At 71.1% G+C, this 25,801-nt stretch carries 26 protein-coding genes and 1 pseudogene; all 27 read right to left on the reverse strand.

Annotated elements, in window-relative coordinates; genetic code table 11:
- Nucleotides 1-19 precede the first annotated feature (19 nt).
- The 27 genes and pseudogenes from HYV93_16950 to HYV93_17080 all read right to left on the reverse strand — a co-directional run bounded on the left by HYV93_16950 (nt 20) and on the right by HYV93_17080 (nt 25,767).
- The gene (locus HYV93_16950; protein MBI2527657.1) at nt 20-967 is read right to left on the reverse strand and encodes a bifunctional riboflavin kinase/FAD synthetase; all 948 of its coding nucleotides are present in this window, start codon (nt 965-967) and stop codon (nt 20-22) included.
- Complete coding sequence (truB, locus tag HYV93_16955) at nt 930-1,847, reverse strand: tRNA pseudouridine(55) synthase TruB (protein MBI2527658.1); 918 nt, start codon at nt 1,845-1,847, stop codon at nt 930-932. Before truB ends, HYV93_16950 begins: the two co-directional genes overlap by 38 nt.
- Entirely contained in the window at nt 1,844-2,833 is a 990-nt protein-coding gene (locus HYV93_16960) for a bifunctional oligoribonuclease/PAP phosphatase NrnA (GenBank protein ID MBI2527659.1), read from the reverse strand. Before HYV93_16960 ends, truB begins: the two co-directional genes overlap by 4 nt.
- Nucleotides 2,834-2,841: 8 nt before the next feature.
- Nucleotides 2,842-3,210, reverse strand: a complete 369-nt coding sequence (rbfA, locus tag HYV93_16965) for a 30S ribosome-binding factor RbfA (protein MBI2527660.1) — start codon at nt 3,208-3,210, stop codon at nt 2,842-2,844.
- Nucleotides 3,211-3,358: 148 nt separating this feature from the next.
- Nucleotides 3,359-3,649: a DUF503 domain-containing protein gene (locus HYV93_16970; GenBank protein ID MBI2527661.1), complete on the reverse strand. Its 291-nt coding sequence runs from the start codon at nt 3,647-3,649 to the stop codon at nt 3,359-3,361.
- Nucleotide 3,650: 1 nt separating this feature from the next.
- Nucleotides 3,651-6,227, reverse strand: a pseudogene (gene infB, locus HYV93_16975) (translation initiation factor IF-2).
- A 2-nt stretch (nt 6,228-6,229) separates the two neighbouring features.
- Complete coding sequence (locus HYV93_16980; protein MBI2527662.1) at nt 6,230-6,550, reverse strand: YlxR family protein; 321 nt, start codon at nt 6,548-6,550, stop codon at nt 6,230-6,232.
- Complete coding sequence (gene nusA, locus HYV93_16985) at nt 6,525-7,952, reverse strand: transcription termination/antitermination protein NusA (protein MBI2527663.1); 1,428 nt, start codon at nt 7,950-7,952, stop codon at nt 6,525-6,527. Before nusA ends, HYV93_16980 begins: the two co-directional genes overlap by 26 nt.
- On the reverse strand, nt 7,949-8,443 hold the full coding sequence (locus HYV93_16990) for a ribosome maturation factor RimP (GenBank protein MBI2527664.1): 495 nt from the start codon (nt 8,441-8,443) through the stop codon (nt 7,949-7,951). Before HYV93_16990 ends, nusA begins: the two co-directional genes overlap by 4 nt.
- Before the next feature lie 104 nt (nt 8,444-8,547).
- Entirely contained in the window at nt 8,548-10,251 is a 1,704-nt protein-coding gene (locus HYV93_16995; GenBank protein ID MBI2527665.1) for a proline--tRNA ligase, read from the reverse strand.
- Between the two features lie 5 nt (nt 10,252-10,256).
- The gene (locus tag HYV93_17000; protein ID MBI2527666.1) at nt 10,257-10,589 is read right to left on the reverse strand and encodes a (2Fe-2S) ferredoxin domain-containing protein; all 333 of its coding nucleotides are present in this window, start codon (nt 10,587-10,589) and stop codon (nt 10,257-10,259) included.
- Nucleotides 10,590-10,597: 8 nt separating this feature from the next.
- Nucleotides 10,598-11,686, reverse strand: a complete 1,089-nt coding sequence (ispG, locus tag HYV93_17005) for a flavodoxin-dependent (E)-4-hydroxy-3-methylbut-2-enyl-diphosphate synthase (protein ID MBI2527667.1) — start codon at nt 11,684-11,686, stop codon at nt 10,598-10,600.
- Nucleotides 11,687-11,738: 52 nt separating this feature from the next.
- Nucleotides 11,739-13,100, reverse strand: a complete 1,362-nt coding sequence (gene rseP / locus HYV93_17010) for an RIP metalloprotease RseP (GenBank protein ID MBI2527668.1) — start codon at nt 13,098-13,100, stop codon at nt 11,739-11,741.
- A complete protein-coding gene (locus tag HYV93_17015) occupies nt 13,097-14,302 on the reverse strand; it encodes a 1-deoxy-D-xylulose-5-phosphate reductoisomerase (GenBank protein ID MBI2527669.1) in 1,206 nt (401 codons plus the stop codon). Before HYV93_17015 ends, rseP begins: the two co-directional genes overlap by 4 nt.
- A complete protein-coding gene (locus tag HYV93_17020) occupies nt 14,299-15,168 on the reverse strand; it encodes a phosphatidate cytidylyltransferase (protein MBI2527670.1) in 870 nt (289 codons plus the stop codon). The genes HYV93_17015 and HYV93_17020 overlap by 4 nt, the downstream gene beginning before the upstream one ends.
- Nucleotides 15,168-15,950, reverse strand: coding sequence for an isoprenyl transferase (locus tag HYV93_17025; GenBank protein ID MBI2527671.1), 783 nt, complete (start codon nt 15,948-15,950; stop codon nt 15,168-15,170). Before HYV93_17025 ends, HYV93_17020 begins: the two co-directional genes overlap by 1 nt.
- A gap of 81 nt (nt 15,951-16,031) precedes the next feature.
- Nucleotides 16,032-16,589 carry a ribosome recycling factor gene (gene frr / locus HYV93_17030; GenBank protein ID MBI2527672.1) on the reverse strand — a complete coding sequence of 186 codons (558 nt, stop codon included), beginning with the start codon at nt 16,587-16,589 and terminating at the stop codon, nt 16,032-16,034.
- A gap of 6 nt (nt 16,590-16,595) precedes the next feature.
- Nucleotides 16,596-17,345 carry a UMP kinase gene (locus tag HYV93_17035; GenBank protein ID MBI2527673.1) on the reverse strand — a complete coding sequence of 250 codons (750 nt, stop codon included), beginning with the start codon at nt 17,343-17,345 and terminating at the stop codon, nt 16,596-16,598.
- A complete protein-coding gene (gene tsf, locus HYV93_17040; GenBank protein MBI2527674.1) occupies nt 17,345-17,950 on the reverse strand; it encodes a translation elongation factor Ts in 606 nt (201 codons plus the stop codon). The genes HYV93_17035 and tsf overlap by 1 nt, the downstream gene beginning before the upstream one ends.
- A 40-nt stretch (nt 17,951-17,990) precedes the next feature.
- Nucleotides 17,991-18,767 (reverse strand): 30S ribosomal protein S2, encoded by a 777-nt coding sequence (gene rpsB / locus HYV93_17045; protein MBI2527675.1) that lies wholly within the window; start codon nt 18,765-18,767, stop codon nt 17,991-17,993.
- Between the two features lie 153 nt (nt 18,768-18,920).
- Nucleotides 18,921-20,135, reverse strand: a complete 1,215-nt coding sequence (argJ, locus tag HYV93_17050) for a bifunctional glutamate N-acetyltransferase/amino-acid acetyltransferase ArgJ (protein MBI2527676.1) — start codon at nt 20,133-20,135, stop codon at nt 18,921-18,923.
- A gap of 17 nt (nt 20,136-20,152) precedes the next feature.
- Nucleotides 20,153-21,202, reverse strand: a complete 1,050-nt coding sequence (locus HYV93_17055; GenBank protein ID MBI2527677.1) for an N-acetyl-gamma-glutamyl-phosphate reductase — start codon at nt 21,200-21,202, stop codon at nt 20,153-20,155.
- A gap of 15 nt (nt 21,203-21,217) precedes the next feature.
- On the reverse strand, nt 21,218-21,613 hold the full coding sequence (gene rpsI / locus HYV93_17060; GenBank protein MBI2527678.1) for a 30S ribosomal protein S9: 396 nt from the start codon (nt 21,611-21,613) through the stop codon (nt 21,218-21,220).
- 9 nt (nt 21,614-21,622) lie between these two features.
- Nucleotides 21,623-22,069 (reverse strand): 50S ribosomal protein L13, encoded by a 447-nt coding sequence (rplM, locus tag HYV93_17065; GenBank protein ID MBI2527679.1) that lies wholly within the window; start codon nt 22,067-22,069, stop codon nt 21,623-21,625.
- Nucleotides 22,070-22,157: 88 nt separating this feature from the next.
- Nucleotides 22,158-22,841: an endonuclease III gene (nth, locus tag HYV93_17070; GenBank protein ID MBI2527680.1), complete on the reverse strand. Its 684-nt coding sequence runs from the start codon at nt 22,839-22,841 to the stop codon at nt 22,158-22,160.
- Nucleotides 22,841-25,045 carry a glycosyltransferase family 39 protein gene (locus tag HYV93_17075; protein ID MBI2527681.1) on the reverse strand — a complete coding sequence of 735 codons (2,205 nt, stop codon included), beginning with the start codon at nt 25,043-25,045 and terminating at the stop codon, nt 22,841-22,843. The genes nth and HYV93_17075 overlap by 1 nt, the downstream gene beginning before the upstream one ends.
- On the reverse strand, nt 25,042-25,767 hold the full coding sequence (locus HYV93_17080) for a class I SAM-dependent methyltransferase (protein ID MBI2527682.1): 726 nt from the start codon (nt 25,765-25,767) through the stop codon (nt 25,042-25,044). The genes HYV93_17075 and HYV93_17080 overlap by 4 nt, the downstream gene beginning before the upstream one ends.
- Between the last annotated feature and the right edge of the window lie 34 nt (nt 25,768-25,801).

Consider the following 25,801-nt stretch of genomic DNA (forward strand, 5'->3'; position numbering starts at 1 on the left):
GTAAAGGCGAGGGCCGGCGTCAGCCGTCACCGGCCTCCGAGGGCCACGCCTCGGCGATCCGCCGACCGGCCTGGATATCGGCCGCCACCTGCCGCCTGAGCGCCTCCACGCTCTCGAACTTCCGCTCGTCTCTGATCCGCTCCACGAAGCCGAGCGTGAGCGTTTGGTCGTAGAGGTCGCCGTCGAAGTCGAGGAGGTACGCCTCCACCCAGTACTCGTTCTCGCCGAAGGTCGGACGGTATCCGACGTTGACGAGGGCCGGCACGCGCCCGCCGGACCAGGTGGCCTGGGCGACGTAGACTCCGGGCGGCAGGATGAGCGCGCGGTCGGGCCTCAGGTTCGCCGTGGGAAAGCCCAGCCGTCGCCCGCGCCCGGCCCCCCGCAACACGGGACCCCGCACCGTGTAGGGATGGCCCAGGAACGCGCGCGCGCGCGCCAGATCTCCGTCACGGAGCGCCTCCCGAATAGCACTCGAGGAGACGGTGAGCCCTTCGACCTGGAGCGGGGGCACGACGTGCGTGAGGAAGCCATGCCGCTGGCCCAGCTCGTGCAGCAGCGCGGCCGTCCCGCGGGCCCCCCGCCCGAAGGTGTGGTTGAATCCCACAACCACCTCCCGGACCCGCAGCGTGTCCACGAGCACCGCCTTGACGAAGGGCTCGGCCTCGAGCCGCGAGAACTCCATGGTGAACGGGATGACCACAGTGGCGTCCAACCCCGTCTCCGCCATCCGCGACAGGTTCTCCTCGCGGCTCGCGATCGGGGCCGGCGCGCGGTCCGGGCGCAGCACCGCCGCCGGGTGGGGATCGAAGGTGCACGCGAGCGCCGTGACGCCGAGCGCGCGCGCGCGCTCCACGGCCGTGGCAAGGATCTTGGCGTGGGCCAGGTGGATGCCGTCGAAGGCGCCGAGGGCCGTGACCGAGGGCGCGAGATCAGCCGGGAAGGACGCCAGGCCGTGGACGATCCGCATGGAGGAGTCTCTCGGGCTTGACGTCGCCGCCGCGGCCGAGCCCGAGACCGAGGAACGCTCCATCGGGAGAAAACGCGCGCAGCAGGCCCTCGGCGGCGCCCGGAACCGGCACAGCCTGCCCGTGGAGGAAGGCCGGCACGACGGCGGCCGCCAGCGTGATCGCCGGGAACCCCTGGATCGGTGAATCCACCGGGAGCAGGCGTTCCCAGAGCCGGGTGCCGTCCCGGGCCTCCCGCACCTCGGTGCACGGCACGGCCGCCGCGAGGTCGTACGGTCCCACGCGGGTCCGCACCAGCGCCGACAGAGCGCCCCCGCACCCCAGCGCTTCCCCGACATCGGCGGCGAGCGTCCGGACATAGGTGCCCTTGCCGCAGTGGACGCGCATGGTAAAGTGGGGGAGGGCCAGCGACTCGAGCGTGATGGCGTGCACCCTGACCCGGCGGGGCCGGCGCTCCACCTCGCCGCCCGCCCGGGCGATCTCGTGGAGGCGCCTGCCGCCGTGGTGCAGGGCCGAGTACATGGGCGGCACTTGCGCGATCTCCCCGACGAACCCCTCGAGCGCCTGTCGGAGCTGCGCCTCCGTCAGCGGCGGCACCGCGCGCGTTTCGAGGACGGTGCCCGCGGCGTCCTGGGTGTCGGTGACGAGGCCGAGCGTGACGGTGGCGAGGTACTCCTTGTCGAGCTCCACCAGGTACGGGGTGAGCTTGGTGGCCTCGCCGATCAGGATGGGCAGGACGCCCGTCGCGTCGGGATCCAGCGTGCCGCCGTGGCCGACCTTCGGAGCCCGGAGGAGGCGGCGGAGATGGGCGACGACCTGGAACGAGGTGACGCCGCGCCACTTCTCCACCGACAGCACGCCGGAGCGCTGCGCGTGGCTCACCGCGCGGGGGACGGAAGGGCTTCGCGCACGGCACCAAGCACGGCGGCGACCGCCTCGTCGAGGGTCCCCGCCACGCTGCAGCCCGCCGCGTTCTCGTGTCCTCCGCCGCCGAAGCGCGCCGCGATGCGGTTCACGCGGACCTCCCCCTTGCCCCGCAGGCTCACCTTGACCACACCGGGAGCCTCCTCCCGGAAGACCAGCGCGACCCGGACGCCGCGAAGCGAACGTGGGTAGCTGACCACGTCCTCGGCCGCCATGAACGACTCGGAGACGAGCCCCTGCGGCACCGTGAGCCACGCCACCTGGCCGCCGTCGCTGACCGTGAGCCGCTCGAGCACCTGCCCGAGCTGGTGGAGGGTTCCCGGGGGGCGCTGCTGGTAGAGGCGGTCGGACACCAGGGCCGGCTGCGCCCCGGCGGCCGTGAGTTCGGCGGCGATGCGGAAGGTGCGGGCCGTCGTGTTGGAGTAGCGGAAGGAGCCCGTGTCCGTGTGGAGGGCCGTGAAGAGCGCCAGCGCGATCTCGGGCGTGATGGCGAGCCCCAGCGCGCCGAGCAGATCGTGGATCATCTCGCCGGCGGCCGCCGCGGACGGGTCGATCCAGTTCACCGTCCCGTAGCGCCGGTTGTCCGGGTGGTGATCGATGTTGAGGACTCGAGCCCCGGTGGCGCGCGCCTGCTCGAGGAGCCCGTTGGTCCGGAAGGGGTCCGGGCAGTCCGTGAGGGCGATGACGTCGAAGGTGCGCGGCGCCGCGCTCCACACCTCCCAGCGGGTGGCCCCCGGCAGGAAGCCGAGCACCTCGGGAACGGGATCCGGCCCGGCGAAGGTGACCGGCCACCCCGCGCCTTCCAGCGCGAGGCCGAGCCCGAGGAGGGTACCCAGCACGTCGGCGTCCGGATGCACGTGTCCGAGCAGAAGCGCCTCCTGCCCGGCCGGACGCGCCAGGACGTCGAGCAGGGCCGGGGGAGGCGCCGAGAGCGGCTCAGTCACAAGGCCGCTCATTCCCCCTCACGCTCCGGCGCCGCCTCCCGCTGGAGGCCCGCCAGGAGGGCCTGCATGCGGGCGGCATGCTCCATGGAGCGGTCGGGGCGGAAGACCAGCTCGGGCGTCACCCGGAGGGCCAGGTGCTTCCGCAGCCAGCTCCACACGAAGCCCCGCGCGCTCTCGAGAGCCTTGAAGGAGGACACCCACTGCTGCTCCGTGCCGAGGACGGAGACGTACACCTTGGCCTGCTTGAGGTCCGGGGTGACATCCACCTCGGTCACCGTGACGAAGCCGAGGCGCGGGTCCTTCAACTCGCGCTGCAGGAGCGTCGAGATCTCCTCCTTCACGAGCTGGTTCACGCGTTCCAATCGTTTGCCTTGCACTCTGATCGTTCTCCGTGTGGCCGGGGGCCCTTGTCACCATGGCGCGGGCCCCCGGGCTGGCGCCCGCCCGCGCCTGGCGCCTCGCTCCGCTCGCCCCCCCCGCAGCGCGGGCCCCCGGGCTGGCGCCTCGCTCCCATGGTGCCCGCCCTCAGAGAATCTCCACCTGGACGTCCATCACGTAGCCGTCCACGTTGTCCTCGACGAAGTCGAGCGCCTTCGAGATGACCTCGTTGGCGTGGCGAGAGTCGGCAGAGACACACGCCAGGGCCAGGGTGGCGCGCTGCCAGGAATCCTGGTGATCCACTTCGGCCACCGAGATCTGGAACCGCTGCCGGAGCTTCTCCTGGAGCCCCTTCAGCGCGTGCCGCTTGCCCTTCAGCGAGCCCACGTCGGGCAGGTGGATCTCCACCGTGCCGACCGCGACGCGCGCGGCGGACATCTCAGAGCGTCCGGGCCACCTCTTCGGTGGTGAAGGCCTCGACGAGGTCTCCGGTCTGGACATTCTTGACGCCGTCCACGCCGATGCCGCACTCGAGCCCCTGCAGGACCTCGCGGACATCGTCCTTGAAGCGCTTGAGCGAGCTGACCGTCCCCTCACCTACCACGGTGTCGCCGCGTTTCACCCGCACCCGCGCGCCGCGCACGATCTTGCCCTCGGTCACTGCGGACCCGAAGATGAGGCCCACCTTGGTGATGGGGAAGAGCTGACGCACCTGCGCCCGCCCGAGGATCACCTCGCGGATCTCGGGAGCGAGCATCCCGGAGAGGGCGGCGCGCACGTCGTTGATCACATCGTAGATGACGTTGTAGCTCCTGAGATCCACCCCGTCCGTCTGCGCCTGCGAGGCGGCCTTGGGATCGGCCTTCACGTTGAACCCGAGCACGATGGCGTTGGAGGCCGAGGCCAGCATGACGTCGGACTCGTTCACTGCGCCCACGGACCCGTGGATGACCTTGAGCTTCACCTCGTCGGTGGAGAGCCGCTCCAGGGACTCCGTCAGGGCCTCCACCGAGCCCTGGACGTCGGCCTTGAGGATGAGCCTGAGCTCCTTGACCTCGCCGGCCGCGATCTGCTTGTGCAGCTCCTCCAGCGTGATGCGCGCGGTGCCCTTGCCCTTGAGGCGGTCTCGATCCGCCCGCACGGTGGCGATCTGGCGGGCCTTGCGCTCGTCGGCCACCACGAGCAGCGTGTCGCCCGCCTGGGGTACCCCTGACAGGCCGAGGAGCTCGACGGGGTCGGAGGGCCCTGCCTTCTGGACCTTCTTTCCGCGGTCGTTGAACATGGCCCGGACCCGGCCGGACTGAGACCCCACGACGACGGCGTCGCCCTCCTTCAGCGTTCCCGCCTGGATCAGGGCGGTGGCCACGGGGCCCCGGCCGCGGTCGAGGCGCCCTTCCACGATGACCCCGCGCGCGGCGCGGTTCGGATTGGCCTTGAGCTCGAGGATGTCGGACTGCAGGGCCGTCATCTCCAGCAACTGCGGGATGCCGTCGCCTTTCTTGGCCGAGGTGTGCACGAAGATCGTCTGTCCGCCCCAGTCCTCGGGCACGAGTCCGAGGTTGGCGAGCTCTCGCTTGACCCGGTCGGGATCGGCGCCGGGCTTGTCGATCTTGTTCACGGCCACGAGGATGGGCACGTTCGCGGCCTTGGCGTGGTTCACCGCCTCGATCGTCTGGGGCATCACGCCATCGTCGGCGGCCACCACCAGGATGACGATGTCGGTGGCCTGGGCTCCGCGCGCCCGCATGGCGGTGAAGGCCTCGTGACCGGGCGTGTCGAGGAAGGTCACCTTGCCGTGCGAGGTCTCCACCTGGTAGGCTCCGATGTGCTGCGTGATGCCGCCGTGCTCCTTCTCCGCCACCTTCGTGGTGCGGATGGCGTCCAGCAACGACGTCTTGCCGTGGTCGACGTGGCCCATGACGGTGACGACGGGGGGCCGCGCGGCGAGCTGGCTCGGGTCGGTCTCCTCCTCTTCCAGGATCTCTCCTTCGAGCGACCGCACCTCCACGTCGAAGCTGAACTTGTCGGCCACGAGCTTCGCCGCCATGGGATCGAGCACCTCGTTGAGCGTGGCCATGACGCCCAGCTCGAGCAACGCCTTGATCACCTCGCCGGACTTCCGGCGCATCGCCGCGGCCAGCTCCCCCACCGTGACGGACTCAGGCAGCTTGATCAGCTCGCGCTTGACCTCGACGGGCGGCTCCGGCTCGGCCGGCGGCGCGGCCGCCGCCAGCATGGGCTCGACCTTGGCGGGCGCCAGGGGGGCAACCTCTGCGACCGGACGGGCCGGCGGCACCGGCACCCCTGTGCGGCTCGGAACCACGGGACGGGCAGGGGCCGCCGCTGCCGGCGGCCTGATGGCCGGGGCAGTGGGCGCCACAGCGGGCGTCACGACCCTCGGCGGCGCCGGCGGCGGCTTCGGTACAGCCGGGGCTGCGGGAGCTCCCGGGACCACCGCGGCAGGCCGCACGGGGACCACGGGAGCGGGCTTCGCCGCGGGCGGCTTGGGTGGCTCGACCTTCTGGGGCTCCATCCACGCCGGCTCGGCCTTCGGCGGCTCGATCTTCGGGATCTCGACCCTGATCGTCTCGGCCGGAGGAGCCGGTGCCACGGAAGCCGCGCCCGTTGCCTCAGCCGCGGGCACCACCGGGGCCGGCCGGAAGATGGTGGCCGCCGGCTTGATCACCTCCGAAGCCAGTTCCGGCTCCAGCTTGGACCCCTTGGTCGCCTTCCGAGCCGGAGTCTTCGCCGCGCGGGCGCCCGGGGCCGCCCGCTTGGGGCCAGGCTCGCCGGGAGCGGCGCCCTCCTCTCCCGCCGGCACGGGCTTCGGCCGAGCCGCGCGCTTGGGCTTGGCCTCGATGGGCAACTCGCGCCCGCGGCCGAGCTTGATGCGGAGCTCGTTGGCGGTGGCCGTATCCAGCGGGGTCATGGCCCGCTTTCCCTTGTGCCCCATCCCTTCGAGCGCCACGAGCAGGTCCTTGCTCGTCACGCCGAGCTCCTTCGCCAGGTCAATGACCTTTACGCGTCCTGCCACAGCCTGTCTCCCTCCTTGCCCCGGGTCAGATCACCTGGGGCCGCGCACACCTCCGCCGGACCGCCAGCAGGAAGCTCGGTCGGCCGCTTGAACGCGTGCCCGAGCCGGCCCTCTCTGAGCGCCTGCTTCAGGCACTCCTCCGTCGGGCACACATAGGCGCCGCGTCCCATCCCCGCTGCCTCCGCCCGCACGCGCCCGTCTGCTCCTCGAACCAGCCGGATGAGCATCTTCTTGGGTCGAACCTGCCGGCATCCGAGACAGGTGCGCTCCGGCCCCGACTCACCCCGCTGAGGCTCGCGAGGCATCCTTCCGCGCATCGTCATCGGCCGATCCCGCCGCACCACTCTCAACAACCGCCTGCCGGGCGGCCTCGGCGTCGCGCGTCTCATCTCCGGCGACCTCGCCGCCCTCGGAGGCCGGCGGCGGCGGTGGGTGCTGGTCGACCCACTCGGTGGCAGCCGCGAGCAGGCTGGCGGCCTTCTTCTCGCCGACCCCGGGCAGGGCCTCGAGAGCGCCGAGCCCCCCCCGCACGATGCGCGCAGGCGAGTAGAGCCCCGCCTCTGCAAGCCGCTCCACGAGCTGAGGACCCACCCCGGCGAGCTCGGCCAGGGCCTCCCTGCCCTGGACCCGCTCCTCCTCCTCGCGCCGCCGGTCCTCCTCCACCTCGCTCTCGCTCTTGATGTCCACCCTGAGGCCCGTCAGCTTGGCAGCGAGCCGCGCGTTCTGGCCCCGCTTGCCGATGGCCAGCGAGAGCTGGTTGTCCGGCACCACTACCAGGACCGAGCGCTGGTCCCCCTCCTCCTCGAGGTCGCCCACCGTCACCGACGCCACCTTGGCCGGGGAGAGGGCCCTGCCGACGAACGTGGCCGGCTCGGGCGACCACTCCACGATGTCGATCTTCTCGCCTCGCAGCTCCCGACTGATGACCTGGATCCGCGTGCCGCGAAGCCCCACGCAGGCCCCGATAGGATCCACGTCGCGCTTGGTGGAGGCCACGGCCACCTTTGCCCGCTCCCCCGGCTCCCGTGCCGCTGCCCGCACCTGCACGATTCCCTCGGCGATCTCCGGGATCTCGGCCTCGAAGAGCCGTGCCAGGAGCCCCGGGTGGGTCCGCGAGAGCATGATCTGCGGGCCCTTGGCCGTCTTCTTGACCTCCAGCACATAGGCCCGCACCCGGTCTCCGGGGTTGTGGCGCTCCCCGGGGATCTGCTCGCGCTCCGTGATCACGCCCTCGGCCTTGCCCAGCTCGACCATGACATTGCGCTTCTCGATGCGGTGCACAAGGCCGCGGACGATCTTGCCTTCCTTGTCGATGAACTCCGAGTAGATCGCGTCGCGCTCGGCGTCGCGGACCCGCTGGAGGATCACCTGCTTGGCCGTCTGCGCCGCGATGCGGCCGAACTCCTGGTGCGGCAGCTCGAGCTCCAGCTCGTCGTCCAGGCGAGCGTCGCTGTTCAGCCGCCCGGCCTCGGCCAGGCTGATCTCGAGCCGCGGGTCGGAAACCTCCTCGACGACCTTCTTCCGAGCAAACACCTGGAGCGCACCCGTCTGTCGATTCAGGTGCATGCGCACGTTGTCGCCCAGACCCATGGTCTTCTTCGACGCCGACAGGAGGGCAGACTCCAGCGCCTCGAAGAGGACCTCGGTCCCGATCCCCTTCTCGTTGCCGATCTGCTGGATCACGTAGATGAGCTCTTTGTTGATCATGGCCTCTGCCGCACCTGCCTGCCTGGGAACACGGGCACGAGACGCGCCTTGGTCACCAGGTGGCGCGGCAGCATGCTCGTCTCCCCCTGGGCGCCCTCCACCCTCAGCTCCGCGGCTGTGACGCCCACCAGCTTGCCGGAGAACTCGGTACGCCCCCCCACGGGCTCGCGCACCCAGCACCGCACTTCCTTGCCGATGGCCCAGGCGAGCTCGCGGTCCTTCCGCAGCTCGCGGTCGAGCCCTGGCGAGGACACCTCCAAGTCGTACGCCTCCGGGATCAGCCCCGAGACGTCCAGCACGTCCCCGGCCTCGTGGCTGAGACGCTGGCACTCGCCGACGGTGACACCGCCGGACCGGTCCACGAACAGCCTGAGCACCCATCGCCGGCCTTCCCTGCGCCAGTCGGCATCCACCAGGGACAGCCCGTGCGCCTGCACCACCGGGAGCAAGACAGTCTCGATGCGCTCGAGGCGGCCTGCCGGGTCGCTCACGCCTCATGCCCCCCAGAAACCTTCAGAAAAAAAAGTGGGCTTCGCCCACTTTTCACAACACTTTAGCACATGCCCGGGCGCCCCCGCAAGGGAGCCCGGCCGGATCAGCCTCGGGATACCTCTCCAGCGACCACCCGGAGGGTTGCCAGCACCTCCGCGCGCGGCACCTTCCGCTCCCGCCGACTGGCGCGCTCGCGGATCTCCACTAGCCCCTCCCTGACGAACCCCTGTCCCACGGTCACCCGGATCGGCACGCCCAGCAGATCAGCATCCTTGAACTTCACGCCGGCGCGCTCGTCGCGGTCGTCCATCAGCACCTCGAATCCCGCCGCCACCAGCTCCCGGTAGACATCCTCGGCAGCCGCGGCCTGGGCCAGGTCGCGGGAGGCCACGGGAATCAGGTGGACCTGGAAGGGCGCGATGCTCCACGGCCAGACGATGCCGTCGGCGTCATGGCGCTGCTCGACGGCCGCTGCGGCGATGCGCGCCGGCCCGATGCCGTAGGAGCCCATGACGATGGGGTGCTCCCGGCCTTGCTCGTCGAGATAGACGGCCCCCAGGGGGACGGAGTACTTCGTGCCCAGCTTGAAGATGTTGCCGACCTCGATGACCCGCTCCACCCGGAGCGGGGCGCCGCACGACGGGCACGCCTCGCCCGGCAGGACAGCCTGCAGGTCCGCCCACTCGCACTGGAAGTCGCGGCCCGCCACGACGCCGGTGAGGTGGAAGCCCTCCCGGTTGGCGCCGGCCAGGTACGATCCCTGCCGGAGCGACTCGTCGGCCACGATGCGGGCGACACCGCTGACCTTGACAGGCCCGACGAAGCCCGCCGGGACCCCCAGGTGCTCCCGCACCTCTCCGGCCTGGGCCGGACGGGCCTCCCCACGGAGCGCGCGCGCCAGCTTGCGCTCGTGCAGCGCGTGGTCGCCCCGCACGAGGGCCAGCACCGGCCCCTCGGGCCCCATGAAGACCAGGGACTTGATCGTCAGCGCCGGTTCGATGCCCAGCAGCGCGCAGACCTCGGCAATGGTCCGCGCCTCGGGCGTGGCGACCTCCCCGAGCGTCCAGGCCGGCGCCGGCACCGGCGCCGGCAGGCCGCGGGCAAGCTCCACGTTGGCCGCGTAGCCACAGGACCCGCAGAGCGCGACCTCGTCCTCGCCGGCCGCGCTCGGCGCCATGAACTCATGCGAGCCCGCCCCCCCCATCATGCCGGGGTCCGAGTCCACCACGGCGTACCGGATGCCGCAGCGGTCGAAGATGCGGCAGTACGCAGCCTTGTGGTCGTTGTAGGACTTGTCCAGCGCCGCTGGGTCGGGATCGAGGGTATAGGAGTCCTTCATGAGGAACTCGCGGGTCCGCAGCACGCCCGATCGGGGCCGGGCCTCGTCGCGCTCCTTCGTCTGGATCTGGTACCAGACCTGAGGGAGATCCCGGTAAGAGCGGATCTCGCGCGCCGCGAGCCACGCCACGACCTCCTCGTGAGTCATGCCGAGACACATGTCCCGCTGGTTGCGGTCCTTGAGCCGGAACATCTCCCCGCCGATGGCCTCCCAGCGGCCCGATTGCTGCCAGATCTCCGCCGGGTGGAGCACCGGCATGGTCAGCTCCTGCCCCCCGATGGCGTTCATCTCCTCGCGGATGATGGCGGTGACCTTGTTCAGCACGCGCAGGCCGGCGGGCAGGTACACGTAGATGCCGGCGGCCAGCTGCCGCACCAGCCCCGCCCGCACCATGAGGCGGTGGCTGATGGCCTCGGCGTCGGCCGGATCTTCCCGGAGCGTGGGAATGAGCGATCGGTGCCAGCGCATGGAGGCTACCGGGCCCCCGGGCGCTTGTTGGGGCCCGCCACGCCAGGGGCGTAGACGAGCCGCGCGACGGGCTGGCCCCCGAGGATGTGGGACTCGAGGATCTCCGGAAGGTCAGCCTCCTGCACCCCCGCGTACCAGACGTTCTCCGGATAGACGATCATCATGGGGCCGTGACCGCATTGCGAGAAGCACCCGGCCTTGTTGATCCTGACCTCCGTCCGCTTCCCGGCCGCGGCCACGCCCGCGCGCAGAACCTGGACGTACCGCTCCACGTCGCCCTGGGTGGGGCAGGTCTCCCCGGAGGTGCAGACGAACACGTGGCGCTCGAACTGCCCCACGGCCGTCCCTACCCGCCGGCGGGATGCGCCGCGCGGCGTTCGGCCAGGAAGCGGTCCACTTCCTCGCGCATGGCCGCCACGATCTCCGCCTCCGGCACCTTCCGGATCACCTGGCCCTCCCGGAAGATGAGCCCGATGCCGCGCCCTCCTGCCACGCCGATATCGGCGGCACGCGCCTCCCCGGGGCCGTTGACCTCGCACCCCATCACGGCGATGTGGATCTCCTCGTCGAGCCCTCTGAACTCCTCCTCCACCTGGCGCGCCAGGCTCACGAGGTCCACGTCCGCGCGCCCGCACGACGGGCAGGCCACGAAGGTGAGCCCGCCCTGACGCAGGCCGAGCGCCTTGAGGATGTCGATGCCGACCCGCACCTCCTCGGTCGGGTCGGCAGACAGGGAGACCCGGATCGTGTCGCCGATCCCCTCGGCCAGGAGCGTGCCGATGCCCACGGCGGACTTGATGGTGCCCACCCCCGGCGTCCCCGCCTCCGTGACCCCGAGGTGGAAGGGGTACTCCACCTGGTCGGCCAGCAGCCGGTAGGCCTCGATCATCATGGCCGGGTCGGAGGCCTTCAGGGAGATCTTCATCTCGGGGTAGTTGCAGTCCTCCAGGATGCGGATGTGCCGGAGGGCGGACTCCACGATGCCCTGGGCCGTGGCCCCACCGTGCCGGGCCAGGAGGTCCTTCTCGAGAGAGCCTCCGTTGACGCCAATGCGGATGGGGATCCTCCGTTCCTTGGCAGCGGCGACCACCTCCATCACGATCGGCTTGCCCCCGATGTTGCCGGGGTTGAGCCGAAGCCCGTCCACACCCTGGGCGAGCGCCATGAGCGCGAGCCGGTAGTTGAAGTGGATGTCGGCGACGAGCGGGATGCGGATCTGCCGTCGGATCTCACCCAGCTTCTCCGCCGCCTCCTTGACCGGCACGGCGCAGCGGACGATGTCGCAGCCGGCGGCCTCTAGCGCCCAGATCTGGAGCAGCGTGGCCTGGACGTCGCGGGTGTCGGTCTTGGTCATGGACTGGACGGTGACGGGGGCGTCGCCCCCCACCCTGAGCCCGCCCAGCTGGATCTGCCTGGTCTTGCGCCGTTCGAACATGGACCGCGCTCCCCCCGCGCCGCCGGGCTCCCTCGACACCCGGACCGGACGCTCAGCGGAAGAACTTGAAGACATCGATGCGCGCCAGGTCGTTGTACACCGCGAACACCATCAGGAGCATGAGCAGGGCGAAGCCCACCTGTTGCGCCACCTCCCGCTTGCGCAGGGACAGCGGGCGTCCCAGGACCGCTTCGCACGCGAAGAAGAGCAGGTGTCCGCCGTCGAGCATGGGCACCGGCAGGAGGTTCAGCAGCGCCAGGTTGACGCTGATCACCGCGGTGAAGAACGCCAGGCTCGGCAGCCCCTGGCGCGCCTGCTCGCCGGCCGCCACCGCGATCTGGATCGGGCCGCCGATGTTGGAGCGGTCGATCTGGCCCAGGACGATCTTGTAGAGCCCCACCGCCGTCAGCGCGGTCACCTCGGCGGTGCGGCTCACGCCCTCCCAGACCGCCACCAGGGGGTTGGAGCGCAGGTGGACCCCCGTGGGCGCCGGGGAGATTCCGATGCGTCCGACCTCCACCTCCTTGCCGTCGGGGCCGCGATCCTTGACGGCGGCCGGCACGACCGAGACCGCGAGGGTCTCCTGGCCGCGGCGTACCTCGAGCCGTGTGGACTGGCCCGCCCGCTTGTAGATCGTCTCGGCCAGATCGTCCCAGGACAGGACCGGCTTTCCCTCGGCGGCGGTCACGGTGTCGCCCGGTCTGAGGCCGGCCTTGGCGGCCGGGTAGCCGGCGATCACATCGCCGATGGTGGCGGGCGTGAAGGGGCGAGCCCCGAGATCCCACGCCTGACGCTCGTCCCCGAACAGGTCGCGGGTGGTGACGCGCGAGGGCGTCAGCGTGACCGTTCGCTCGCCGCCGGGGCCCGCAACCGTGAGGGCCATGGGGCGCCCGGCTCCGTCCTGGACCACGCGCAGCACCTCGTGCCAGTACTGCACCCGCTGGCCGTCCACGGCCACCATGCGTTCTCCGAGCCGGAGCCCGGCCCGCGCGGCGGGCCCGTCCTCGGCCACGCGCCCGAGCACGGCGGGGAAGACGGGCCGTCCGACCACCATGAACACCACGGCGAAGATCACCGCCGCCAGCACGAAGTTCATGCCAGGTCCCGCGAACACGATGCCGAAGCGCGCGACCAGCGGCTTCAGGTGGAAGGACTTGGCGGGGTCGACCAGCTCCCCCTTGCCGCCCTCCAGCGGGTTCTCGTCGTCCCCCATCATCTTCACGTAGCCGCCCATGGGGACGGCGGAGAGGCAGTACTCGGTCTCCTTGCCCTTGATGCGCCAGAGCACCGGACCGAACCCGATGGAGAAGCGCTCCACCCCCACGCCGCAGAGCCGTGCCACGATGAAGTGACCGAGCTCGTGGATCAGAATCAGGACCCCGATCACCACCACGAACGCCAGGAGCGTCGTCATCGCCCGGCCCATCCGTCGGCGAGCGCCGCGGGGGCGGCGGGCCCCCGGCCGGCGGGCAACCACTCCCCCACGCGGCGGCGGGTCTCGGCGTCCGCCTCGACGCATGCCTCGACGCTCGTGAGCCCCCGGCCCGGCACGCGCGCGAGGGCCTCCTCGATCAGCGCGGAGATCCGGGAGAATGCGAGGCGCCCGTCCAGGAAGGCGGCCACGGCCACCTCGTTGGCGGCGTTCAGGATGGCCGGGGCGCAGTCGCCGTCCCGGAGCGCCTGGCGCGCCAGCCCAAGGCACGGGAAGCGCTCGAGGTCGGGCGCCTCGAAGGTCAGCTCGCCGACGCGCGTGAGGTCGAGCCGCTCGGATGCTCCGGGCAGACGGGTCGGGTAGCTCAGGGCGTAGAGAATGGGAATGCCCATGTCGGCCACCCCGAGCTGGGCGAGCACCGAGCCGTCCACGTACTCCACCATCGAGTGGACGATGGACTGCGGGTGCACGATCACCTGCACCTGCTCCGGCGCAAGGTCGAAGAGCCACCGCGCCTCGATGACCTCGAGGCCCTTGTTCATGAGGGTGGCCGAGTCGACCGTGATCTTGGCTCCCATCTTCCACGTCGGGTGCTTGAGGGCCTCGGCTACCGTCACGCGAGCCAGGTCGGCCTTCGGCCGCCGGCGGAAGGGCCCGCCGGAGGCGGTGAGCAGGATGCGGGACACCTCCGCGCGGTTGTGCCCCGCGAGACACTGGAAGATGGCGCTGTGCTCGGAGTCGACGGGCAGGAGGGGTACCCGCCGCTCCCGCGCCGCGCGGGTCATGAGGGGGCCCGCCATGACGAGCGTTTCCTTGTTGGCAAGCGCGATGGCCTTGCCCGACTGGATGGCGGCCATGGTCGGCAGGAGCCCTGCTCCGCCCACGATGGCGGAGAGGACCACGTCGGCCTCGACCTGCGTCACCAGCGTCACGAGCCCCGAGGGACCCGAGAGGATCTCCGGGCGGGGCCGCGGCAGCGCGCGCGCCACCTGGTCCATGGCCCGGGCATCGGTGAGTGCCAGCGCCCGCGGCCGGTGCTTCAGGCAGAGGTCGGCGACCAGCTCGGGGTTGGACCCCCGGGCCGCGAGCCCCTCCACGCGGAACTCCGCCGGGAACTGGTCCACGAGCTCGAGCGTGCGCCGCCCGATGGAGCCCGTCGCGCCCAGAAGGATGATGCGCTTCATGCGCCCGGAAGCTTCCCGTGGGCGACGTAGTAGAAGAGCACGGGGGCGTTGAAGAGCAGGCTGTCCACGCGATCCAGCATGCCACCATGCCCCGGGATGACATGCCCCGTGTCCTTGGTGCCAACGCTCCGCTTGAGGGCTGACTCCACGAGGTCGCCCAGCTGGCCGGCGACGCCCAGCAGCACGCCCACGGTCACGGCCTCGCGAGGCGTGAGCGCCCCGAAGAACCACGCCCGGGCCGCCAGCGCCGCCAGCACCGAGACCGCCAGCTGGGCCACGGCCCCCTCCACCGTCTTGTTGGGGCTGATCACCGGCGCCAGCCTCCGCCTCCCCACGGCCGAACCGACGAGATAGGCGGCGGTCTCCCCGAGCCACGTCACCCACACGAGCAGCAGCACCCATTCCGTGCCGGCCTCCAGATCCCGCAGCCAGAAGCCGTAGCCGAGCAGCCAGTTCACGTAGCAGATTCCGAACAGGGTCACGGCCGCCGGCTGCCAGTCGATCCGGGCCCCGTCGCGTCCCCGGAGCGACGCGGTGAGGACGGCCAGGAGCACAGCGGTGAGCGCGAGCCGCTCGGACATGGGCAGGGCGAAGCTGGCGGTGACGAGCACGCCGCCCGCCAGCCCGAGAAGCCGGAAGCTGCGGACTCCCGCCCGCTCGAACATCCCGGTGAACTCCCATTGGCCCAGGCCCGAGACGAGCACGATCAGCACGCCGAAGAGCCACACCGGCCCGACCACCACGACGGCCACGAACAGCGGCAGCAGGACGAGCGTGCTCAGGACGCGCTTGGCGAGGGCCACCCGGCGTGTCTCGCCGGTTCCCTGCACCTCGCTCCGGAGCGGCAAGTCGTGGGCGCGGGCCATTACACCCGACCGAAGCGCCGGTGCCGGCGCTGGAACTCGGCGACGGCCAGGCAGAGGTCGCGGGGGCCGAAATCGGGCCAGAGCGTCGGGGTCACCAACAGCTCCGTGTACGCGATCTGCCAGAGGAGGAAGTTGGACACCCGCATCTCGCCGCCGGTACGGATGAGCAGATCGGGGTCCGGCACGCCCTCGGTGTACAGCGCCCGCGAGAGCCGCGCCTCGTCGATCTCCTCGGGCCTGAGCGCGCCCGAGCGGACGTCCTCGGCGAGCCGCCGTGCGGCATCCACCAGCTCGTCGCGCCCGCCGTAGTTCAGGGCCATCACCAGGGTGAGCCCCGTGTTGGCGGCGGTCGCCTGCACGAGCCTGTCGATGGGCCGCCGCACCGCGGAAGGGACGCCGTTGGGGCGACCGATGACGCGAAAGCGGACGTTCCGGGCCATGAGCTCCGGGAGCTCCCGCCCGATGTTGCGCTCCAGGATACTCATCAGCGTCGACACCTCGGCGACGGGACGGTTCCAGTTCTCCGACGAGAAGGCGTAGAGCGTGACGAACTCGATGCCGAGCTCGCCCGCCGCGCGCACGATCTCGCGGACGACCTTGACGCCCTGGCGGTGGCCCGCCACGCGGGGCAGTCCGCGCCGCGTGGCCCAGCGGCCGTTGCCGTCCATGATGATCGCCACGTGGCGGGGAAGGGAGCGGGCCAGCACCTGCTCCCGGAGCTCCTTGTCGGCCAGAAGGGAGAGCTCCGCCGGGCGGGCGCCTGTTCCGGGGGTCAACGCCATGGCCCTCAAGTGTACCTGAGGGGCGGGCCCCCTTCCACGAAAATCAGGGCGAGAGCCTGGGCAGGCGCCCCGGGAACACGCCTAGATGGTCAGGATTTCCTGCTCCTTCTTCCTGGCCAGCTCGTCGACCTTGGTGGTGAACTTATCGGTGGTCTTCTGGATCACGTCGTGACCGCGCCGCTCCTCGTCCTGGGAGACCTTCTTGTCCTTGGCCAGCCCCTTGAGCTTGTCGTTGGCCTCCCGGCGGACGTTGCGGATCGCCACGCGCGCGTCCTCGGCCAGCTTGCCCACGGTCCGGGCGAGCTGCCTCCTCCGCTCCTCGGTGAGCGACGGCATGCTCAACCGGATCACCTTGCCGTCGCTGGCCGGGGTCACCCCGAGGTCGGACTTGAGGATGGCGCGCTCGATGGCGCTGATCTGCGAGGCGTCCCACGGCTGGATGAGGAGCGTCTTGGGATCGGGCACGGACACGGAGGCCATCTGGTTGATCGGGGTGGGCGTGCCGTAGGAATCCACCCGCAGGGTATCCAGCAGGGCCGTGTTGGCCCGGCCGGTCCGCACGCCGGCGAATTCGCGCCCGAGCAGGTCCACCGCCGCTTGCATGCGGGCTTCCGTGTCCTTGAGCAGGGCATCGTGCATGGTCCGTCACTCCCGGGGAGACGGCGAATCGGCCGAGACCACCGAGCCCACCGGCTCACCCATCACGATGCGGCGGATGTTTCCGCGGCGCGTGAGGTCGAATACCACGATGGGAAGCTTGTTCTCCATGCAGAGAGAGATGGCCGTGGTGTCCATCACCTGCAGCCCGCGGTTCAGCGCCTCGATGTAGGTCACACGCGGGAGCCGCGAGGCGCCCGGGTCCTTGGCCGGGTCGGCCGTGTAGATCCCGTCCACCTTGGTGGCCTTGAGGATCGCCTCGGCGCCGATCTCGATGGCCCGGAGCGCCCCCGCCGTATCGGTGGTGAAGAAGGGATTGCCCGTCCCGGCAGCGAACACCACGACCCGGCCCTTCTCCAGGTGCCGCATCGCCCGCCGGCGGATGTACGGCTCCGCCACGGCCCGCATCTCGATGGCCGAGAGGACCCGCGTGGCCACCCCCGCCTTCTCGATGGCGTCCTGCAGGGCCAGCGCGTTGATGACGGTGGCGAGCATTCCCATGTAGTCGGCGGTGGCCCGCTCGATCCCGACCGAGGCGCTGGCCACGCCCCGGAAGATGTTGCCGCCGCCGATGACCACCGCCACCTGGACCCCGAGGTCCACCACCTCGCGGATCTCGTCGGCGATCCGCCCGATGGTCTCCGGATCGATCCCGTATCCGCGTCCGCCCGCGAGCGCCTCGCCGGAGACCTTCAGCAGCACCCGGCGATAGGCGGGGTGGCGGCCCCCGGCCTCCACTACGTGCCCTCGCCGACCTGGAAGCGGGCGAACCGCCTCACCGCCACCCGCTCCTTCATCTTCGCGGTCGCCTGGTCCACCAGGTCCCTGACGCGGGTCTTGCCCGTGGCGTCCCGGATGAAGGGTTGATCGAGCAGGCACTGCTCGGTGTAGAACTTCTCGAGCTTGCCCTCGACGATCTTGTCGACGACCTGGGGTGGCTTCTGCTGGCCGGCCATCTGCTGGCGGTAGATCTCGCGCTCCTTCTCCACCACCGCGCCGGGCACCTGCTCGCGCGAGACGTACGCCGGGCTCGCGGCCGCCACCTGCATGGCCACGTCCCGCACGAGCTGCTGGAACTCGTCCGTCCTGGCGACAAAGTCGGTCTCGCAGTTGATCTCGACCAGAACCCCGATCTTGCTCCCCGGGTGGATGTAGGACGCCACGACCCCGTCGCGGGACTCACGGTGGGCCTTCTTCGCGGCGTCGGCCAGCCCCTTCTTGCGCAGGTATTCCACGGCGCCCTGGAGGTCCCCCTGGGAAGACTCCAGTGCCGCCTTGCAGTCCATCACCCCGGCCCCGGTGCGCTCCCGGAGCTCCTTGACCAGCGAAGCGTGCGATGCCATGCGGGCCGCTCTCCTTGTTCGCGTGTGCCGCTTCGCCGGCTCAGGCGCCGGCCTCGGCGGGGGCCGCCATCTCCGCCTCGGTCACCACGGGCAGGTCGGGCGCCGCGGGGGTCTCCTCCGCCTCCTCCTTCGCCAGGGTGCCGCGGCCCTCATTGATGGCATCGGCCATCCGGGAGGTGATGAGCCGAACGGCGCGGATCGCGTCGTCGTTCCCCGGGATGGGGTAGTCGATGCCGGTCGGATCGCAGTTGGTATCCACGATGGCCACGATGGGAATGGCCAGCCGCTTGGCCTCCTCCACCGCGATGGTCTCCTTCTTGGGATCGATGATGAAGATCGCCGAGGCGAGCCGCTCCATGGCCTTGATGCCGATCAGGGTCTTCTCGAGCTTCTCGCGCTCACGCTCGAGCCCGAGGACCTCCTTCTTCGGTAGGCGCTCGTACTCTCCCGTCTCCTTCATCTCGTCGAGCTTCTTGAGCCGCGCGATGGACTTGCGGATGGTGGCGAAGTTCGTCAGCGTGCCGCCGAGCCAGCGGTGGTTCACGTAGAACATCCCGCAGCGCGTGGCCTCCTCCAGCACCGCCTCCTGCGCCTGCTTCTTGGTCCCCACGAAGAGGACCGTGCCGCCGCCGGCGGCGAGATCGCGCACGAATGCGTAGGCCTCGCGGAACTTCTTGAGGGTCTTCTGCAAGTCGATGATGTAGATGCCGTTGCGCTCGCCGAAGATGTACTTCTGCATCTTGGGGTTCCAGCGCTTCGTCTGGTGGCCGAAGTGCACCCCGGCCTCGAGCAATTCCTTCATCGTCAGCGTCGCCATGGGTCCTCTCTTTTCGTCGGTTGGCCTCCGATCCCGAGCGGCGCACGCCCCCTCGCGGGGGTCACTGCAGCACTCCCCCGGCGGGCGACCGCGCCACCGGGGACCGAAGCTCGAGACCGTGCGTGGTTGCGGGCGGCCGATGGGCCGCCCATGTCAGGTCGTGTACTTCGAGTTCACTCGAACGTACTCCTCCGACAGATCGGATGTCCAGACGCGCTCCTCGCCGCGCCCCAGACCCAGGTCGATGGCGATGGTGTACTGCCGCCGGCCCATGATCTCGCGGACCCGGTCCAGGCGGGCCCCCGCGCGCAGTATACCCCGCTCCACGAGGGGCTCCTCGCCGATCCGGATCGCCAGGCGATCGGGCAGCACGCGGGCGGCGGACTTGCCCAGGGCCATCATGATCCGCCCCCAGTTGGGGTCGGCTCCGGCGAAGGCGGTCTTCACCAGCGGCGAGTTCGCCACGGCGCGTGCCGCCACGAGCGCCTCCCGTCGAGTCCGGGCTCCCCGGACGACGATCTCCACGAGCTTGGTGGCGCCCTCCCCGTCGCGGACGAGCATCAGGGCGAGCCGCTCGGTGATCGCCTCCAGCGCCCGGCGGAACTGGCGCAGCCCCCGCCCGCCCTGCTCCAGCGGCGCATTCTCGGCCAGTCCATTGGCCAGCACGGCCACCGTGTCGCTGGTGGACTGGTCCCCGTCCACCGAGATCCGGTTGAGCGAGCGATCCACGGCGCGCCGGAGTGCCCCGTGCAGCGCGTCGGCGGCGATGACGGCATCGGTGGCGAGGAAGCAGAACATCGTCGCCAGGTGCGGCTCGAGCATGCCCACCCCCTTGGCGATGGCCCCGAGCGTGACGGGACGCCCGCCGACCTCGACGCGCAGCGCCGCCTCCTTGGGCACCGTGTCCGTCGTCATGATCGCCTCGGCGGCGGCGCGGCTGCCCTGGGGAGAGAGCGCCTTCACCAGCTTCGGCAAGCCGGCCCGGATCCGGTCCATCGGCAGCGGTTGCCCGATGACGCCCGTGGCGGCGATCAGAACCTGCTGCGGGGGCAGGTGGAGCAACTCGCCGACGACGCGGGTCATCTCCCGGGCATCCTTGAGTCCCTGCTCGCCCGTGCAGACGTTGGAGCAGCCGCTGCTGGCCACGATGGCCTGGGCCTTCCGGCCGCGCACGTGCTCCTGCGAGACGAGCACCGGCGCGCCCTTGACCTGGTTCGTGGTGAAGACCGCCGCGGCCCGCGCCGGCGCCGAGGAGTAGATCAGCGCCAGGTCCTTCTTTCCGCTGGCCTTGATGCCCGCGGCGACGCCGGAGGCGAGGACACCGGGGACGGCCGTGATCCCCCCGTCCAGCCACTGGATCTCTGGCATGCGGCTGGCGGGGCCCGTCAGGGGTAGACGGGGGGCGCTTCCAGACCGCTCCGCTCGTCCCACCCCATCATGATGTTCAGACTCTGGACCCCGTTGGCGGAGCCGCCCTTGCCCAGGTTGTCGAGCGCGGAGAGGCAGACGGCGCGCGAGGTGCGCGGGTCCACCACCACGGTGAGATCGCAGAAGTTGGATCCGAGCACCCGCCGGGTGGTCGGCCGCTCTCCTTCGGGCAGCACCCGGACGAAGGGCTCGCCGGCGTAGAACTCCCGGTAGAGGGCCACGAGCTCGGTGGTGCTGACCGACTTCCCGAGCGGAACCGAGGCCGTCGTGAACAGCCCCCGGTTCAGCGGGATCAGATGCGGCGTGAAGCTCAGCACCACCGGCTGGCCCGAGAGGGCCGAGAGCTCCTGCTCCATCTCGGGGGTGTGTCGATGGGTGGCGATGCCGTAGGCCTGGACGTTCTCGTTGGCCTCGGTGTAGAGGTACATGGGATCCGTCTTGCGACCCTGGGCCCCCGCGCCCGTGACCCCCGACTTGCCGTCCACGACGATGCCCTCCGGCCGCCCGAGCCCGCTCTTGAGCAGCGGAGCCGTCGCCAGGATCGCGCCCGTGGGGTAGCAGCCGGGAGAGGCCACCAGGCCCGCCTGGGCGATGGCCTTTCGGTGCAGCTCGGGCAGCCCGTACACGGCCTCGGCGAGGCCGGCGGCGTCCACGTGCGGCGCCTTGTACCAGGTCGTGTAGAGAGAGGCGTCCCGCAAGCGGTAGTCAGCCGACAGATCGATGACGCGACGGCCGCGGCGCCGCAGCACGGGGACGGCCCGCTGCGACTCCATGTGCGGCAACGCGAGAAACACCACGTCGGCCTCGCCCGCGAGCCGCTCCGGGTCGGCCTCCTGGAAGACGAGAGAGCAGAGCCCCCGCAGGTGGGGGAAGAACTGATCGAGGCGCTCGCCGGAGAGCCGCTCCGAGGTGACGGCCGTGAGCCGGACCTGCGGGTGGACCCCGAGCAGGCGGAGGAGCTCCGCCCCCATGTATCCGCTGGCGCCCGCGACCGCGACCCGAAGCACCCACCAGCCTCCGGGCTACCGCTTGGAGTACTGGAACTTGGACCGGGCTCCCGGCTGCCCGTACTTCTTCCGCTCCTTCATCCGCGGATCACGGGTGAGCAACCCCGCACGCTTCAGCGTCTGCCGGAGCTTGTCGTCGAAGAGAAGCAGTGCCCGGGCGATGCCGTGGCGAACCGCCCCGGCCTGGCCGGTCGGGCCGCCGCCGCCCACGTTGATCGTGGCGTCGAACTGGCCCAGGGTGCTCGTCAGCTGGAGCGGCTGGCAGATGATCATCCGCAGCGTCTCCCGCGGGAAGTAGTCCTCGAAGGGTCGGCGGTTGACCATGATGGTGCCCGCGCCCGGCCGGAGCCACACCCGGGCCACGGAGGTCTTCCGCCGCCCCGTTCCGTAATACGCCATCGTCTGAGCCATGTCCTCCCCTTACGAGGATGTCCGAACGCTCCCGGGGAGCGGCTCGGGCTTCTGGGCCGAATGCGGGTGCTCCGACCCCCGGTACACCTTGAGCTTCCGCGCCATGGCGCGGCCCAGCCGTCCCTTGGGCAGCATCCCCTGAACGGCCCACTCGATCACCCGCTCCGGGTGCGCCTTGAGCATCTTCTCGGCGCTCACCTCGCGCAACCCGCCGATGTACCCGGAGTGCCATCGGTAGATCTTGTCGGTGAGCTTGCGCCCGGTCAGGTGCACCTTCTCCGCGTTGATCACGACAACGTGGTCCCCGACGTCCAGGTGGGGCGCAAAGGTCGGCTTGTGCTTGCCCCGGAGGATGGTGGCCACCCGCGAGGCCAGGCGTCCGAGCACCTTCCCCCCGGCGTCGACCACGTACCATTTCCGGTCGATTGCGTCCTCCCGCGGCATGACGGTCGGCATGTGTCCCTCGCTCCTGTCCGGAGCTTCCCCGGTAAATCTCGCGCCAGAGATCGGCAACACGTCATACTAAAAGGGCTTTCGCAGACTGTCAACCCTTTCGTCCCTGCGGTCCCTGCGGCGGGCGGACCGTCTTGCCGGGCCACATACACAGGGTTCGGATCGGACAGGTGGAACACGCCGGGTTGCGGGCAAGGCAGGCGCGCCTGCCGTGGATGATCAGAAGGTGGGTCGCGCGGGTCCACTGCGCGCGGGGAAGGACCTGGCACAGCTCCTCGTGGATGGCCTCGGCGTCCGTCCCCCTCGCGAGGCCAAGGCGCTGGGAGACACGCGAGACGTGGGTGTCCACGGCGAGCGCCGGGATGCCGAACGCGTTGCCGAGCACCACATTGGCGGTCTTCCGGCCCACCCCCGGAAGCGCCGTGAGCTCCTCCCCGGTCCGCGGGACCTCGCCCCCGTGCCGCTCGACGAGGGCCTGGGCCATGCCCCGGATGGTCCTGGCCTTGGCCTTGTAGAAGCCAGTGGAGAAGATCTCGCGCTCCAGGGCCGCCGGGGGCACGCGGGCCCAGTCCCTGGCCGTCCGGTAGCGCTTGAACAGCGGCGCCGTCACCTGGTTGACGCGCTCGTCGGTGCACTGGGCGGACAGGATCGTCGCAACTAGGAGCTCCAGCGGCGTGGTCCAGCGTAGCTCGATGCCTGCATCGGGATAGGCCGCGCCCAGCTTGCGCACGATGGCCCGTGCCCGCGCCTTCGTCTCGCGATCGGCTTCCGCCATCATCCCCTCCGCCCCTCGGGAGGGCTCCCGGCGGGGCTCTCCGACGAACCCACCTCGATGCGCCCTGGAAGGATACTCACGGGCGCCAGCCAGACCTTGATGGGCAGCCGCTTGAGACGGGGCGCGGGGTCCAGGTGGCGCATCACCCAGCCCGTCAGCGGCCCGGGCACCGCCACACCTCCCACGCGCAGGGCCTCGGCGCGGAGCCCGAAGGGGCTCCCGTCCAGGCCAGGCACGAGACGCACGCGGCCCGAGAGGGCGGGCCCCGGCCAACCGAGGCCCACATCGGCCGAGCCGTCCCCCAGTCGCAGGTCGACGCGCGTGAAACGCTTCTGGGCGCGAAGGAAGTGAAGCAGATCCGTCTCGGTCACCGTCAGCCGCTCGGCGGTCAGCGCCTGGAGGTCCAGCACCTCGAGCCGTCCCGTGTCGACGAGGCGCCGGGGATTGAAGAGGAGGCCCCCCACCGACAGCCGGATGTTGCGCAGCCGGAGCGCCGGGCGTTTCCGGGCGAACTCGCCCACGAGCGCCGAGTCGGCCTCGATGACGAGCCGATCCACCTCTCCGCGGAGGAGGGCCTCCGCCCGGTACTCGAGCGACGCCGTGAAGCCCAGCACCTCGCGGGCGTGGTCGCTGAGGAAACCCCCGCCTGATTGACGCAGCCGCCGCGCCACCTCCTCGGCGCTGATCCCCGCCAACGGCTCCAGGCGCCTCATCCTGACCATGCCACGGCTCCCGTCCGGCAGCGAGAACTCGGCGATCACGGGAAAGGCCGCCGCCAGCCACCGATCGCCACCGCCGAAGGCGGCCATGATGCGGTCGGGCCTCTCGGAGGCGAAGTCCGGCCCCTGATCCCCGGTCTTGAGGATCACGAAGTCGACACCGAGGGGGGGGCCGTCCCAGGCTCGCGTCAGCGTCAGCGGCAGCTGTTCGCGGACCGCAGTGTAGCGGAAGTTGGAAAGGGAGAAGTAGTTGTCATTGGGCACCACGGCCACCCTGGCCGATCGCCCGCCGGCTGCGCGCAGGATGGCCTCGAGCACCTCGCGATGACGCCAGTCGCCCCCGTCGGGGGCCCGCGAGAAGACCACGGTTCCCAGCAGCGGCGGCACCGCGGGAGGCGGCGGTAGCGCGAAGGCGGCAGACGAGACTTGCACCACCCCGAGCGCCAGGCAGCTCCAGGTGAGCCCACGCCGCCACGCAGGGGCGAGGCGCTGGAGCCCAGCTGCGGCCACCAGGGCGGCGGCGGGAAGGAGCGGCAGCGTGTAGCGCAGGTTCTTGTTCTGGATCAGAAGGAAACCTACGAGCGGCAGCGTGGCGGACCAGAGAAGGCCGCGCGCGCGCGGCATGCGACGAAGCGCCCAGAGCCCCCACGCCGCCAGTGGAGCCGCCAGGAGCCCGAACTGGGGCTGGAACACTCGCGGATAGTAGAGCAGCGACCCCGGGGTGAGCGCGGGGGCATGCCCCGACTCCGCCGCCTGCTTGAACGAGCGGTTGAGGACCTGCATGGGCAGCCCGATGAGCCGTGGACCGTACCAGGGCAGCGCGATGACGAGCCCGATCCCGACGGCGAGGAGCAGCCGGCGGAGCCGCGGCCCGCGGTCCGGGGCCGCGAAGGCGTTCCAGGCGCACCAGGCCAGCGGCGGGAGGACGTAGGACGCGAAGGGAGGCTTGGTCAGCATCCCGACTCCCAGCGCCACACCCGTGAGCACGGACCATCCCGGCCGCGAGAAAGCCTCCGCCCGTCCGAGCGCGTACAGCGTCACCGCCACCATGGCCGCCAGCGGCAGATCGAGCTGGAAGGTGGTGAGCGAGAAGACGACGAAGGGCGCCGTCCCGAGCAGGAAGGCGGCCACGAGGCCGGCCTCGGCGTCGAGCAGCCGGCGCCCGATCCCGTAGACGGCGAGCGTCCCGACGGCGAGGAAGCCCCACATGACCGCCTGCGCCGTGAGCGGCACGATGGCCAAGAGGAAGTACAGCAGTCCCGCCGTGCAGGCAACCACCGGCGGGTAGAAGCTCGACATGGCGATGATCTCGCTCACCCGCTCGTGCCCCGGCTCGGCGAGGATGCGGTGGCAGACGACGGCCCGCTCGAGGTGGTTGGCGTGGTCCCACTCCGGCGGGCGGCGGTCGAGCGTCACCCAGGCCGCCGTGACCGCGGCGAGGAAGAGGAGCAGCAGCACCAGCAGCGCGCCGTCGCGCCGGCTCATCGGGGACGCCGCGCCACCAGCAGGAGCGAGATTCCGAAGGGCGAGGAAACCCAGCGGAGCAGCCGGGCCTCGAAGGCGAAGCACCCCGCCAGCAGGCGATTGACCGGAGCGGGCGGGCGGCTGAGGTCGTGGGTCTGGCGCCCCGTGAGACGGTGCAGGAGCCGGGCGAGGACGATGGGCGCGGCCAGCAGGGAGTTGAAGTAGGTGAGGCGCTCCACCTTGAAGCCCGCCCCTTCGACCGCCACGCGCAGCCCCCGTCCGGTGTAGCGCCGGCGGTGGCCGAGGATCTCGTCGTGGCGACTCCACAGCCACGGGTACGCCGGCACGGTCACGAAGAGGGATCCTCCCGGCACGAGCAGCGCGCGGACGCGCTCCAGCGCCAGGCCGTCATCGTCCAGGTGCTCGAGCACGTCGAAGAGGCAGGCGGCGTCCAGGGTCCCCGCCTCGAGAGGGATGCGGTCGGGCAGCGCGCCGGCCAGGACCGGAAGGCCCCGAGCATCGGCGGCCCGGAGCAGCGCCGGGTCCGCCTCGATCCCGACCACGTCGCCGAAGCGCGCCAGCCCGGGCAGCAGGCCGCCGCTGCCGCAGCCGAGCTCGGCCAGCCGCAGCCCCCCTGCGGGCAGCCGGCGGGCCATCTCGGCGAGGATGACCGTCTGCCGGCCGAGGAACCACCAGTGCGCCCGGTCCTCCCCGGCGTGGACCGCGGCGTAGCCCGAGTCCATACGCCTCAGCCCGGGCCCCCGGACCGCCGGTCGG

The organism is Candidatus Rokuibacteriota bacterium, assembly GCA_016188005.1.
Taxonomy (GTDB): Bacteria; Methylomirabilota; Methylomirabilia; order Rokubacteriales; family CSP1-6; genus UBA12499.

What these genes read in the sequence shown, in the direction of transcription:
- HYV93_16950 (MBI2527657.1), bottom strand. Translation starts at nt 967, where the DNA reads ATGCGGATCGTCCACGGCCTGGCGTCCTTCCCGGCTGATCTCGCGCCC.
- HYV93_16970 (MBI2527661.1), bottom strand. Translation starts at nt 3,649, where the DNA reads ATGTCCGCCGCGCGCGTCGCGGTCGGCACGGTGGAGATCCACCTGCCC.
- HYV93_16980 (MBI2527662.1), bottom strand. Translation starts at nt 6,550, where the DNA reads ATGCCTCGCGAGCCTCAGCGGGGTGAGTCGGGGCCGGAGCGCACCTGT.
- nusA (MBI2527663.1), bottom strand. Translation starts at nt 7,952, where the DNA reads ATGATCAACAAAGAGCTCATCTACGTGATCCAGCAGATCGGCAACGAG.
- HYV93_16995 (MBI2527665.1), bottom strand. Translation starts at nt 10,251, where the DNA reads ATGCGCTGGCACCGATCGCTCATTCCCACGCTCCGGGAAGATCCGGCC.
- ispG (MBI2527667.1), bottom strand. Translation starts at nt 11,686, where the DNA reads ATGTTCGAACGGCGCAAGACCAGGCAGATCCAGCTGGGCGGGCTCAGG.
- rseP (MBI2527668.1), bottom strand. Translation starts at nt 13,100, where the DNA reads ATGACGACGCTCCTGGCGTTCGTGGTGGTGATCGGGGTCCTGATTCTG.
- HYV93_17015 (MBI2527669.1), bottom strand. Translation starts at nt 14,302, where the DNA reads ATGAAGCGCATCATCCTTCTGGGCGCGACGGGCTCCATCGGGCGGCGC.
- HYV93_17020 (MBI2527670.1), bottom strand. Translation starts at nt 15,168, where the DNA reads ATGGCCCGCGCCCACGACTTGCCGCTCCGGAGCGAGGTGCAGGGAACC.
- HYV93_17025 (MBI2527671.1), bottom strand. Translation starts at nt 15,950, where the DNA reads ATGGCGTTGACCCCCGGAACAGGCGCCCGCCCGGCGGAGCTCTCCCTT.
- frr (MBI2527672.1), bottom strand. Translation starts at nt 16,589, where the DNA reads ATGCACGATGCCCTGCTCAAGGACACGGAAGCCCGCATGCAAGCGGCG.
- tsf (MBI2527674.1), bottom strand. Translation starts at nt 17,950, where the DNA reads ATGGCATCGCACGCTTCGCTGGTCAAGGAGCTCCGGGAGCGCACCGGG.
- rpsB (MBI2527675.1), bottom strand. Translation starts at nt 18,767, where the DNA reads ATGGCGACGCTGACGATGAAGGAATTGCTCGAGGCCGGGGTGCACTTC.
- argJ (MBI2527676.1), bottom strand. Translation starts at nt 20,135, where the DNA reads ATGCCAGAGATCCAGTGGCTGGACGGGGGGATCACGGCCGTCCCCGGT.
- rpsI (MBI2527678.1), bottom strand. Translation starts at nt 21,613, where the DNA reads ATGGCTCAGACGATGGCGTATTACGGAACGGGGCGGCGGAAGACCTCC.
- rplM (MBI2527679.1), bottom strand. Translation starts at nt 22,069, where the DNA reads ATGCCGACCGTCATGCCGCGGGAGGACGCAATCGACCGGAAATGGTAC.
- nth (MBI2527680.1), bottom strand. Translation starts at nt 22,841, where the DNA reads ATGGCGGAAGCCGATCGCGAGACGAAGGCGCGGGCACGGGCCATCGTG.
- HYV93_17075 (MBI2527681.1), bottom strand. Translation starts at nt 25,045, where the DNA reads ATGAGCCGGCGCGACGGCGCGCTGCTGGTGCTGCTGCTCCTCTTCCTC.
- HYV93_17080 (MBI2527682.1), bottom strand. Translation starts at nt 25,767, where the DNA reads ATGGACTCGGGCTACGCCGCGGTCCACGCCGGGGAGGACCGGGCGCAC.